This is a genomic window from Aureibaculum sp. 2308TA14-22 (assembly GCF_040538665.1).
Classification (GTDB): domain Bacteria; phylum Bacteroidota; class Bacteroidia; order Flavobacteriales; family Flavobacteriaceae; genus Aureibaculum.
In genome coordinates this window covers 832501-846384 of record NZ_JBEWXT010000001.1, presented here as the reverse complement: position 1 = coordinate 846384, position 13884 = coordinate 832501, and the positions used below count along the sequence as shown (strand labels likewise).

7 protein-coding genes (1 of these 7 only partly in view) are annotated in these 13884 nt (G+C 32.4%); 1 reads left to right on the top strand and 6 read right to left on the bottom strand.

The window, feature by feature from the left end; all coding sequences use genetic code 11:
* Positions 1-16: 16 nt before the first annotated feature.
* The 5 genes from U5A88_RS03795 to U5A88_RS03775 all read right to left on the bottom strand — a co-directional run bounded on the left by U5A88_RS03795 (position 17) and on the right by U5A88_RS03775 (position 9496).
* The gene (locus U5A88_RS03795; RefSeq protein WP_354203904.1) at positions 17-1606 is read right to left on the bottom strand and encodes a discoidin domain-containing protein; all 1590 of its coding nucleotides are present in this window, start codon (positions 1604-1606) and stop codon (positions 17-19) included.
* Positions 1603-3009: a sulfatase gene (locus U5A88_RS03790; RefSeq protein WP_354203902.1), complete on the bottom strand. Its 1407-nt coding sequence runs from the start codon at positions 3007-3009 to the stop codon at positions 1603-1605. The genes U5A88_RS03795 and U5A88_RS03790 overlap by 4 nt, the downstream gene beginning before the upstream one ends.
* Positions 3010-3027: 18 nt before the next feature.
* Entirely contained in the window at positions 3028-4416 is a 1389-nt protein-coding gene (locus tag U5A88_RS03785) for a sulfatase-like hydrolase/transferase (protein ID WP_354203900.1), read from the bottom strand.
* 138 nt (positions 4417-4554) lie between these two features.
* Positions 4555-6336 (bottom strand): RagB/SusD family nutrient uptake outer membrane protein, encoded by a 1782-nt coding sequence (locus U5A88_RS03780; protein WP_354203898.1) that lies wholly within the window; start codon positions 6334-6336, stop codon positions 4555-4557.
* A gap of 10 nt (positions 6337-6346) precedes the next feature.
* The gene (locus U5A88_RS03775; RefSeq protein ID WP_354203896.1) at positions 6347-9496 is read right to left on the bottom strand and encodes a SusC/RagA family TonB-linked outer membrane protein; all 3150 of its coding nucleotides are present in this window, start codon (positions 9494-9496) and stop codon (positions 6347-6349) included.
* A gap of 242 nt (positions 9497-9738) precedes the next feature.
* Here U5A88_RS03775 and U5A88_RS03770 point away from each other — a divergent pair, with 242 nt between their 5' ends.
* Positions 9739-13815 (top strand): ATP-binding protein, encoded by a 4077-nt coding sequence (locus U5A88_RS03770; RefSeq protein WP_354203894.1) that lies wholly within the window; start codon positions 9739-9741, stop codon positions 13813-13815.
* A gap of 22 nt (positions 13816-13837) precedes the next feature.
* On the opposite strand, the gene U5A88_RS03765 is transcribed toward U5A88_RS03770, so the two are convergent.
* On the bottom strand, positions 13838-13884 hold the 3' end of the coding sequence (locus U5A88_RS03765; protein WP_354203893.1) for a 3-keto-disaccharide hydrolase. Its footprint extends 559 nt past the window's final position; only the last 47 of its 606 coding nucleotides appear in the window; the start codon falls outside the window, past its right edge — the gene reads right to left on this strand; it ends in the stop codon at positions 13838-13840.

The window sequence follows — 13884 nt, the reverse complement described above, 5'->3', positions numbered from 1 at the left end:
TATATATATTTAATGGTTATTGAACAATATCTATTTCATTAAACAGTAAATTTTCTTCATTGCCTGATGAAGCATAAACTTCATCTACTGTCATCCTAATATATTTTGTATTTACAGGTGAATCAAAATAGACCTCTAATTCTCGGGCATTTCCTATTGATGAAATTGAAACGTCTTTTCTTTTTCTCCAAGTAGTGCCATCATTACTTGTATCTATGATAATTTCTTTTGGTCGATATTGCTTCCCTTGCCTATCTGATTTAAAATAGACACCTTTTATACTATCCGTTTTATTCATATTAACTGTTACAACATGAGATCCTTTTTCGGTTATAGCATAAGGCCATATAGAATGCCAATAGGTTTCTATATTTCCATCCAAGAGTAATGAAGCAGATGTACCTGCACTACTACTATTGGTGGTTACCGTCCAATTGGACCTATCTGAAAAAACAAAAGGTGTATAATCCCTAAGTATATCATCATTAGGTTCAAGAGTATTTGTCCTTATTGTATAATCGTATTTGTCTAATGTTTTTCTAATACCATCATCAGTAATCACCACCAAAGTCATTTGGAGTAAATCTTTTGCTTTGTAACCGTTAAATATATCGGAATATGGCATTTCTAACCTAAAAGAATATTCATTGGTATTAGAAGTAGGTGTCAAGTCAGTAGTGAAAGTAATATCGTCATAACCGCCTTCAATAGGGTAACCGTTATGCCCTACATATAAATGGTTTGATTTTACTGAAGATGTTAATAGCCCTTCAACAATTGTAGCTTGTATAGTGTTGTCTTTTACAACGGTATAGGATACAAGCTTTGGTGAAGGACCTTCTTGGTAATACTGTTTCTCCTTGGTATTAAATGTTTCGCTGGCATTTAAAATTGCACAATCTGATGCCGTTAAAAATACCAAATCTGATTTCCCTTTATTCTGATAAGTATGATTACCAAAAGACATTAATGATATATTTGGTAAATCAGAGGCTTTATGTGCACAATGCGGTAAATTTAATCCATGTCCTAATTCATGCATAATTCCACCTAATTTATCGCATAACATCAATTCCAAATCGTCTAGAAATTTTCCTGTGGAAGTCAATGAAAAATCCTTTGAGGTTGCAAAAGCATTTTTCCCTAAGCCATAGAATGGTACACCACTATCATCTTTTCCCAAAACAAAAATATGATTGCTAAGTCTTTCATTCGGATGATTTTCAAAATATTTTTTAACCTCTTTATTTACATCCCTATTGTTATTTTTATAATACACACTGGACTCAGACCCCGACACGACTGTTATTTTGACTTTACCATGCTGATTAGTCATAAGTCCAAAAGTTTTTCTTCCATATCCCTGCATATCCATTTGTTTTTCAAACCATTTTTGAATATAAAGCATCATTGTTGATACTTTGTCAATCATTTCCTTCTCAGCAGTTCCATCCGTAGGTTTAAAAATAACAACATTTAAGGCATATTGATTGGGCTTGTTTACTGACCAAATATCCGGTTCATCTATTTCTACAGAAGAAACATCATCATCAGAACAAGAATGGAGAAAAGCTAAAAAAAATGTCAAAATAAGTACTCTTTTCATCGTGTCTCGCTTTCATATTTTAAATTCAATTCTGTTGGAATAGGTGCATTAGTTTCTTTCCTCCAAGTGTTTAATAAATTTAATAATTCTTCTACTTTTTCCGGTTCTTTTTCTACTAGATTGTTTCTTTCACCTAAATCATTCTTCAGGTTATATAATTCTATTCCATTATCTTCAAAATAATGGTGTAATTTCCAGTCTCCGTTTCGAATAACAGAACCTGGACGGGTTCTAAATTTAGCATCTCTGTTTTCGTTCACTTTCGCAACTGCCTGCAAATAAACTGGAAAATGCCAGTAAATAGACCTATCTAGAGTTCTTTCATTTTGTAATAAAACCGGAAGCAGATTTTGACCATCTAAAATTTTGTCTTTTGGTGTTGCTATGTCCGCAACCTCTAAAATCGTAGGGAATAAATCAAGATTGGTAATTGACTCTTCTGATTGCTGGTTATTTTTGATATTGTCGGGCCAAACAAAAAAGAAGGGAACCCTAATTCCACCTTCATAATAACTTCCTTTACCAGATCGTAATGGATGCTGTTTGCTCACAGCAAATAATCCACCATTATCAGACGTAAAAACAATAAATGTGTTTTTAAATTTTCCACTTTCCTTTAACGTTGTTATCAAACGGCCAATATTGTCATCCATGTTTTCTATCATGGTAGCATAATTGGCATTATTATGACCTTGCTTAGATGTTTTCGTTTTGTATTTGCCCACCAACTCTTTTACAGGTTGTATTGGCGTATGTACTGCATATGGGGAATAGTTAAGAAAAAAAGGTTCGCTTGAGGATTTTACAAAATCAATGGTTTTATCCATAATTAAATCGGTTAGTCTTTTCCCATCCTCAGCTTCTAAATCAATATTTTTAAAGGGTGGATAATAACCCGAAGGGTGTCCAGCATGGCTACCGCCGATATTTATATCAAAACTATTGTCTAATGGATTATCTGTCAAATGCCATTTACCTGCATGAGCAGTGGCATATCCGTTGTTTTTTAACACCTCTGGCAGCGTTAAAAAACTATCGACAAGCGTAGTTGTATTTTTAGTGGGAATTAATTTTCTAAATTTAGATTTCCCTCTATCCGAGTTGCCTACGGTATAAATTCCGTGACGTTGTGGCCATTGACCTGTCATTAAATTAGCTCTACTTGGTGCACAATTTGCTGCAGAAGCATAACCGTTGGTAAATACCATACCTTCTTTTGACAATGCGTCCAAATTAGGTGTTTCAAAATAATCATTACCCATAAAACTAAGGTCTTTCCAACCAAGGTCATCAATATTTATAAGGACAATGTTTGGTTTTACGGTTTCTTCTTTCTTTTCATCCTTGTTCTTATTACAGCTAAAAAACAGTAAAAATGCCAATAGTACAACTAATTTCTTCATTGTTAGTTTATTGTTTTATTATTCAGGTTGGTGTAAAAAATATTCATCGTCGTAATGTTTCAGTTGTCTTTTTTTCCATACAGCTCCTTCTAAAAATACAGGATGTGGTAATTTGACGTCCCAAATCCCTAATTTTTTTAATAACCGCTTAGTAATATCTAAATTTTTCAACGAAACATTATTTTGCTCAGAAACATCCGTGGGAAGATGATACAATGAGGGTAATCTGTCTGGAAGTCTAATTAATTTCCAGTCTCCTTCTCTTATGGCGGCACTTATAGTAAACCGCCATTTTAAGTCTTTATGTGGTATGTCAATATTTTCTCCCAAAACAAATGGCATTAAATTTACGCCACTAAAATTTATTTCTTCATTAATTTTTCCTCCTGCCAATTCTACAAAAGTAGGTGCTAAGTCCAGAGATGAAACCGCATTACTATAATTATTACCGGCTGCAATCTTTCCTTGCCAGTTCATAATAAATGGAACATGTATTCCACCTTCAAGTAAAATTCCCTTTTTTCCATTAAACGGTGCATTAATAGATCCATTCGTAAATACTGGTCCACCGTTATCACTTATAAAAACGATCAATGTATTTTTACTCAACTGTTGTTCTTTTAAGGTGACAATAATTTTCCCAATATTCACATCAAGCCGATGTACCATAGCCGCATAGGTTCTTCGCTTTTTGTCTTTTATATTTGAATACAGTTCTAAATCTTCTTTTGTAGCCTGCATTGGCGTATGCGGAGCATTAAACGAAGCATATAAAAAGAACGGTTTATCATGATTCCTTTTTATAAAATCTACACATTCATCTCCTTTATCATCGGTAATGTAAGTTATTTTTTGTGGCGTTTTATAATTGCATTCTATTGCTGCTTTATATCCTCTTTTAGAATCATTTGCCTTAAAATAATCATGACCACCACCTCTATATCCCCAAAATTCATCAAATCCCCTTTTCAACGGGTGGAACTGATCTTCATATCCTAAATGCCATTTGCCAATTAAACCATTTACATATCCCAGAGGTTTCAAATGGTTCGCAATTGTTTTTTGTTCTATTGGAAGGCCTAAAAAATTAGGGTCGAATCCAGGTTGATTTCCACCAAGATTATTATCATATCCAAACTCCACTTGATTTATACCCGTTAAAAGCCCTGCTCTTGAAGGACTACAAACAGCTGAAGAAACATAACCCTCTGTAAAAAACATTCCTGTTTTTGCCAGCCTATCAATATTTGGTGTTTTTATTTGTTTGCTCCCAGTAATACCAAGATCTCCATATCCCAAATCATCGGCTACAATAAGAATAAAATTTGGTCTATCATTTTGATTTCTATTTTGAGCGTTAACACTCCCTAGGCAAACCAAAATCAAAAAAGAAATGAAAATTTTCATTGTTTAATGAACTATATAATATTTAACAATGTTAATAAGCAAAAAGTCAATTGTAAAAATACCTTATTTTCTATTAAATAAGGGTGTCTTAATATATTAAGACACCCTTAATAAAACTAACTCAAATAATTCGTTCTATTATTCCCAACCTGTATTTTGAATCAATTGTGGGTTTAACACAATCTGATCTGAAGGTATCGGTTCTAAGTAATAATATTCTGGCACACCTGGCGGAACACCAAAAGGCGATACGTAACCCTGTGCACCACCACCTTGAACTGGTAGTTTATTATTATAATCTGCATTATTTACCCATCTGCCTAATTTTTCATCATCACCATATTCAACTAATTTTTTCCAACGCTTTATATCAAAAACCCTTCCTAAACCTTCAGCTAAAAACTCGACACCGCGTTCTCTTCTAATTTCCCATAACACAACATCAACATCAGCATCCCGTGTTGGGTCATCAGGCACAGCACCAATATCTAAAGGAGCTACCGCACCACGAGCTCTCAATTTGTTAATGGTCTGATCGGCAATTTCTTGGGTAAACTGACCCAGTTCAAACATTGCTTCGGCGTAGTTCAAAAATACTTCTCCCATTCTAAAAATTGGTGCATCATGCGAATCTCTATTCTGCAACCTACTAATCTTATTCGAAAATTTATAAAAGGCATAACCTGAGTAGGTCACATTAAACCCATGACCCTCGTTAAACTTTCTAAAATGTGGCGAAGTTCTTACCACAAGTCCCCTCCAATTAATCGTAGGTAACGTTTTATGTTGATCGTCACTGAGGGTTTCCATCAAATCTATGTATTCCCTATGCTTTGGATCTGAATCATATTCCCAAGTTAATTGGTTTTTACCTCCAGTATCTACTCTAAAAGGTGGTGGTGTATTAAAATACAGTCTATGGTCTCTGTTTCTAAACTCGTCATAAGCATCTTGTTCTCCATCAAAAAGTGGGCTGGTAAAAATGGTTTCCCCATCCAAGCACAAATACTGGTCAACGGCTTTTTTAGTTAAATCTTCATGCCCAATGGAGCTTCTGTTGTAATGTGACCATCTACCATTTAGAATACCAAATTCATAGGCTTTATATAATAAAATACCTTGTACACCTTTTAACGTTTCACTATTAAATACTTCGTCATAACTAGGGTGTAAATTGGGATGATCAGCAATCAATTGAGCACTTGCATCCGCACTTGCCTGTAAATAAGTAGCTTCACCGCCCAAACCATGGTATTTTCTCCATGTACCTTCATATAGCCCAAACCTTGAAATTAAAGCCCTAACTACGTCAGTATTAATTGTATTAGATCCGCTACCATTAGGGCTTATTTTTGCCTCAGCCTCTTTTAAGTCGTTTAACACATTTTGTGCCAATTCATCTCTAGCCATTTTTGGGCCAAATAATATATCTTCATCTGCTTCGGTTAAAGCCTTGTTAACCCATGGTACTTCGCCATAATTAGCTATTAATTCAACATATTCATAAGCTCTAAAAAATAGCCCAACGCCTCTCCAATGATCTTTTTCAGCATCAGTTAACTGGCTATTTTCAATGTTATCTAACATTAAATTTGCACGTCTAATATTTACAAATGCACTTGACCAAGTATTAGAAGAAGAGGGAACAGTTTTACGTTGCCATAACAAAGCTTCTCCAACTGTACCTGAATTATTTACCATCAAATCACTTCCTCTTTCCCTATTAATAGGTGATAAATCATAATACCCGGGTAAGGCTTCTGCATACATTGACCATGCATAGGTTTCAAAATTAGAATTAGTAGTAAATGTCGTTTCTACCGTTAACTGATCTTTTGGTAGTTTGTCAAGAAAATCTTCATTACAACCACTTATTAGTAGTAATAAAGAGGCAATTATTATAAAATTTATTTTTTTCATCTTTATACAATTAAAAAGTTAAGTTTAAACCTACAGAATAACTTCTTAGGTAGGGATAAATTCCTCCACTACCAACAACTCGTAATTCCGTATTAATCCCATCTGGGTAATCATTAATACCGAAAAGGTTTTCACCAGCTACATAAATACGTAGTTTGTCCACCTTAATTTTATCTAGTATTTTTTGAGGTATGGTATAACCCAATGTTATGTTTTTCATCCTTAAATAAGCTCCGTTTAGCATGTATTTAGTTTGAGTACTTCTACTAACTCCATAATTAACTCCACCAAGAGGGTAGTTCCTTGGAAAAAAAGCATCTCTATTTTCTGGTGTCCAATAATCTAATTGTGATTGATAGACTACAGAAAATTCATCAGGATATGGAAAACGCACTCGGTTGTTCAAATATAAATCTCTTTTACCCACTCCATTCAATAAAAATGAAAAATCAAAGTTCTTATAATCAAAATTTCCAAAAACACCATATTGATACCTTCTTGTTGAATTACCTATTATGGTTCTATCACCTGGATCGTCCAATGTATTATTACCATCATTAATAATTCCATCGCCATTTCGATCAACAAACTTTATATCACCAGGATTTTGATTACGGCCTTCCCATCTTGGTATACCATCTTTTAGGGTTCCTCCAGTTAAGTCTGCATTTAAAGTTCCTTCTACAAAATCATCTTCCGTGTAATAACCATCTGTTGTATAACCCCAAATTTCACCAAATTCCCTACCAACATAATACTGGCTCAGTAATCCAGCCGGATTATCAAATTTGGTAATTTCAGCTTGATTATCTGAAAGTGAAAAACCAAGATTATAAGTAAACTCATTGATTTTATCTTTCCATGAAATACCCAGTTCCCAACCTTTAGATTCTAAATCGGCCACATTCTCTAATGGAGCATTAGCACCTAATACAGCTGGAAGCTCAGCACCAGGAGCCAACATATCTAAAGTTTTTCTTTTAAACCAGTCAAAAGAAGTACTTAACCTGTTGTTAAAAAAGGATGCATCAAAACCTAAGTTTAATGTTTGCACGGTTTCCCATGTAAAAGATGAACTTACTAAATTAGGCAATCTTAAAGTAGAATAACGGGTTCCTGTCTCTTCATTTAACCAGTTAAAAGCACTTCTATCGCTATAATCTGTAATTCCGAGACCTGGTATTGCTGGGTATAAAGAGTTTGTTTGTTGGTTACCAATTTCACCCCATGAGCCTCTTAATTTAAGACTTGTTAAAAAGTCAACAGATTCCATAAAAGACTCCTTACCTAAATGCCATCCTGCAGAAAATGACGGAAAGAAACCAAATCGATCATCTTTTGGAAATCTTGAGGATCCATCATAACGACCACTTAATTCCAAGAAATATTTTTCATTGAAATTATAATTTAACCTTCCAAAATAACCCAATACTGCCCATTCTCCGTAAGAATCATCTGTAGTTTGATTTCCAGTTGCACCAGACAAGGAAGGCAAATCAACATTAATAAGGTTGTTTCTTTTAGCATCAAAAGATTCGAAGCTATTTTCCTCACTATTCATACCAGCAAGTAAGCTAAAATTGTGTTGATCATTTAAACTAATTTCATACTTACCATAAATATTAAATGCATTATAGTTGGTCTGTGTATTTTCTTTTCTAAAAAAGGTATTAACTGGGTCCACGGCATTCAATACAAATCTTTCCGGATTTGCTGTCAATATTTGATTATCACTAGTAGTTCTAGTTAAATTTAATTTTTCAAATGTATACTCACCAATTAAATGTAAGCCTTCAACTAAATTATAATCCAATTTTTGAAAAAAGCGGATATTATCATTTAGTATTTTTGGTGCCACTTTAATTCGTTCCCTATTGGCCGGAGTATCATAAGGCACTTCTGTACCATCATCTAATACAAAATTACCACCAGCTGGTGTGTAAGGGTTAAAACTTATTGAATTGCTATAACTTCCCAACGGTGTTCTTCTTATACTATTTCTGTAAATAATATTTGTAGTTGAAGTGAGTTTAGAAGTAAGGTCCGTAGTTAAAGAAGCATTTACATTATACTTTTTGTAACTATCATTTCTTGTAATGATGATACCGTCTTCATCACTATAACCAGCAGATATTCTGTAGCTTGTTTTAGAGCCACCACCACTAAAACTAAAATTATGTATTTGTGTAAATCCTGGATCATTAATCCATTCGCCAATTAGATCTGTATCAGCAAGTGGGTATCTTAATCCATTAAATTCGGCATACCCCTCTGGGTATGTAGACGGATTCGTTTTATATTCCTCTAAAAAACCTACCCATGTAGGGATATCTTGTCCTGTCCAAAATGGGTTTGTTCCCCAATCGTTCAACGCATTTACAAAGTCGTAAGTAGATGCCTTGTCTGGAATATCTTCCGGCTCCATAAAACTAAAAGTAGAAGAGTAATTGAACTTTACGGGTTGGTCTCTTGCTGTGCTTTTAGTTGTTATCAATACAACACCAAATGCAGCTCTTGCACCATAAATTGATGTTGCTGATGCATCTTTTAGCACTGTTATTGATGCTACATCTTGTGGATTGATATCTTCAATAGATACAGGAACATTGTTCATTAAAATTAAAGGAGAACCTCCATTTATAGAAGTAATCCCTCTAATATTAATATCTAAACCGGATGAGCCTGGTTGACCTGAATTCGTTAAAATCTGGAGACCTGGAATTGTACCTTGAATGGCCTGCATGGCATTGGTTACAGGTCTATTTGCCAAAATATCTTCCATTTCCACAAAACCGGTTGCTCCAGTAACATTGGCCTTTTTCTGAGTACCAAAACCTACCACCACAACTTCATCAAGTTGGGAGGCATCTTCCTCCATTACCAAATTAATAACGGTTCGGTTATCAATCGCTCTTTCAACAGATTTGTAGCCTACAAAACTAAATACCAATGTAGCGGTTGGATTTGCTACAATGCTATATTTGCCATCAAAATCTGTTGTTACACCATTAGTTGTACCTTTTACCAAAATACTGGCACCAGGCAAGGGTGCATTTGTTTCATCAAGTACAGTTCCAGTTATTGTTATGTCTTGGGCATACGTAATATACGAAAATCCAAAAAACAAAACTAGAAATACTTTAAAAATTAGTTTTTTCATAAATAATGAATTTGAGTTAATAAATCAATGTATAAAACTAATAACATAACTCAGTAATTAGGGTAGGTTTTTTTTGCTAATGTAGGTGGTATATTATTCAATTTAGTATGCTTTAAGCAATGTTAATACTCATTTACAACAGATTAACCTATAAATATAAAATGTATTATGAGCAAATATTATTTTTTATCTTACCTAAAACTTGTAAATTTGAGAAAACCTATAGTTGAAATTAACGCTTTATGCAATTGAAGTTTTTTTTAAAATTAATAATTCTATTAATTATAGTTTTTGGGCATAATTATACAACTGCTCAAGAACAATCAAACTTTATTCGACTATCAAAAACTTTTGCAGGTAATTCAAAAATTATGGAAGATGACTTAGGCTATGTATGGATTTCTACAAGAGATGGTTTGTATAAATATGACGGTTACGATTTTTCTTTTACTTCATTTAACGAAATATTTGGTGAGAATTCTGGAACAAATTTGGGCCTTCAGTTTTCTAAAGATATAAATGGGAATTTCTGGCTTTCTTCCTTAAATGGGTCTTTTAAAAAAATTAATAACAGTGGCCTAAATACCAAATATAAAGACAGTTTAAACTCAATCAATAGAAATACAACAATTTCCACGATAAAAAATATTAAACAAAATATGTGGTTTGGTTCTGATAACGGTGTCCTGTATTCTTATAACGAAACTACGGGAATGGATAGCATAACCAAACTTCCGAGCATAAAAAAGGTTAATCAAGTTATAAAAAGTATTGCATATACAACTGATAAAGTTTGGACAAGTACCTCTAAAGACAAATTGTATTATTTCGATACACATTCAAAAAAATTAAAAGAGTTTAAACTACCTGTTGATAATCATATAGGGAGTATTCGAATAACTACGGATAGAGAAGAAAATTTATGGATTGCTACAGAATTACAGGGGTTATTTAAATATAATATAAAAGAGGGGTCGTTTAAGCAATATGACCATTTCAAAATTCAAGATTCAAAATTCAGTATGTTTATTTCTTTATTTTGCAGTAAAGATGGAATTATTTGGGCTGGTACAGATGGAGATGGGCTGTACAAAATAAATCCTTCAAATGACAAAATCACTATTTTTAAACATGATGAAACCAACAAATTCTCAATTAGCAGTAATACCATTACTTATATTACCGAAGATAAACATTCTAATAAATGGATAGTTACAAAGAATGGACAAATAAATATATTACCAAATAATGATAATAACATAAAATTTTATAGCGGATCAAAAAATAGTCAGCCCAATCGTATTTTAACAATCTTAAAGTCATCTGACGGATCTTTATGGATTGGAACAGATGGCAAAGGGTTGAATAGAGTATTACCTTCAAATGAAAAAGTACATTACAGCAATACAGAAAAAGATAAGTATTTTTTTAAGGGCAGGTACATTCAAAAATTAGTTGAAAGTGTAAATGGGAATATTTGGATTGCCACCTATCAAAATGGGCTTTGGGTTTTTGACACTAAAAAAGAAACTTTTTCTAAAATAAAAACTCATGATACTTTTGGAAACCATTCTCCAGATATCCGAGAACTTTTTAAAGATTCAAAAAATAGAATTTGGGCAACATCTGGTGTCGCCATTAATGCTTTTTCTGAAAACGGCAACCTGTTACATACATTTAATAATAATGACAAAGGCCTTTTTGGCGAAATCTCTAACAATATCTGTGAAGATGAGTTTGGTAATATTTGGATTGGATTTGGTAGAGGGTTATTTAAACTGAGTGAAAATAAAGAAGATTTTAGTCAATCTTTTTTTCTTAATTATGACTATTTCCCAAAAAACAACACAATTAATACAAATAACAATTTAAGAATTATAAAACCAGATTATAATGGAAACTTATGGATTTTAAGTACATCTGGATTTTTAATAAAATATGATATTAATAAAGACAGTTATGTGCCTTTTCAAAATAATGACAATTTAAAGGATATCCAATTTACTACATTGCTGATTGACAATCCTTATAATATTTGGTTGGGAAGTATTAATGGTGTACATCATTACAATGTAAAAAATGACAACATAAAATCTTATTATCAAACTGATGGGCTACTCCAAAACAACTTTAGGGCATCTCATAAAGACAATAATGGTATGTTTTATTTTGGAGGAAACGATGGTGTAAATTCCTTTCTTCCAAAGGATTTAGTTAAAAAAGAATCGGTAGCCAAGTTATTTATTAATTCAATTGAAATTTTGAATAAACCAGCTAGTCTAATTATTCCAAATCAATTGAATGACAAAATTGAGAATATTAACACTTTAAAGTTGAATGCCAACCAATCTTCATTTTCATTTCAATTTTCGGCTATTGATAATTTGTTAAACTCAAATTATTACTATGCTTATAGATTAAAGGGCTTTGATAAAGATTGGATTACCCCAAGAAAAGAACGCATTGCAACTTATACGAATATCCCGTCGGGCAATTACACTTTTGAAGTCAGGTCAGGCTCAAAAAAAGGAGAATGGAACATTGCCACAAAATCTATAGATATTAATATTAAACCCCAATGGTGGTTGCACCCTTGGGCATATGTGTTTTATTTAATCCTTTTATCTTCACTGCTATTTGGTATTTATAAATGGGTAAAACTAAAAAATAAACTAGCAAAAGAAGAATGGCAAAATTATAAAGAAAAAGAATTGTATGCTTTAAAAATGAATTTTTTCGCAAAAATGTCGCATGAAATTCAAACACCGTTAACCCTAATTTTAGGCCCTATTGATGATATGCTATCTAGGGCAAAAGCCAATGGTAATAGCTTATTAAGAAAGCGATTGTCAATTCTAAAAAACAATACCAACAGATTGTCTAGAGTTGCAAATGAGTTGATGACGGTAAGAAATAAAGAATTGGGAAAATTGAGAATTTATGCATCTAAAAACAATTTGAAAAACCACTTAAGTGATATAGTTCTATCTTTTTCTGAACAAGCAAGTTTTAAAAATATAGATTTAATTAAAGATTTTCCAAATGAAGAAATTACTTTATGGTATGATGTAGATAAAATTGAACATGTAATATATAATCTACTTTCAAATGCTTTTAAATTTACTCCCAGAGAAGGCTCTATTGCTATAAAAATTGACAATAAGAACACAGACACAGTTAAAATTTGTGTTTCAGATTCCGGACCAGGAATACCTAAACAAGAACTCGAAGACATCTTTAAGATTTTTTATCGATCTGAGCTAGGCAAACATAAAAGAGGTCTAGGTATTGGACTTGCCCTAACAAAAGAAATGGTATCACTACACCACGGAAAAATTGATGTAGAATCTTCACCCGAAAAAGGAACTTGTTTTTCTGTTTTATTAAGTAAAAATGAAAATAAATTTTCTGAAAATGAAAAAGTTACGGTCGAATCTAAAAAAGAACCAATAAAGCTAGCCAGTGAATACACAAAAGAATTGGATTTAAATTTAAATACAGATGTAAATAAAAATAGATTACATACACTTTTAATCGTAGAGGATAATATTGAAATGCAAATGTTTTTAAAAGATGTTTTAGAAACAACATATAACTTGCTATTTGCAGAAAATGGGAAACAAGGAATTGTACTGGCCAAAAAAAATAAACCTGATTTAATAATAAGTGATATTATGATGCCAGTTATGGATGGTATAGAAATGTGTAAAGTGCTTCAGAAAAAAAAATCTACGGGTCATATTCCCATAATTTTACTAACAGCTAAGAACTCTAGCAAATTTAAGCTCTTAGGGCTTAAAACCGGTGCAGTTGAATACTTAAGAAAACCATTTAATTTTCATGAACTTCAGTTGAAAATTGAAAATACAATTAAAAATCAAGAAAAAGTAGTAGCTAGATATAAAACAGATCTTATAAGTAAACCTAAGGAAAACAATTCTAAATCCAAAGATGATATTTTTATGGAAGATTTAGTTAAACAGTTGGATATTCAATTAGAGAATTCAGATTTTAAATTAGAAGATCTTTCTGATTGTCTAAACATGAGTTACTCTGTAATCTACAGAAAATGCCAAGATATAACAGGAAAATCATTAGTTGAGTTTGTTAGATCGTTAAGGCTTAAAAAAGCAGCTGTATTAATTGTAAAAAAAGGATACAACATCTCTGAAGCTGCTTTTACCGTAGGTTTTAAAGATGCAAAATATTTTACAAAACGTTTCAAAGAAGAGTTTAAAACAACACCCTACAGTATGAAAAAAGAAATAACCAAATTAAACTCAACTAAGATACTTGAAAAGTATAAAATCCAATTTTAATCCTTAAAAGAGAAAAGTATATTTATAATTCTTTAATGTTAATATTTCTCCAGGAAACCTTTATGCCAC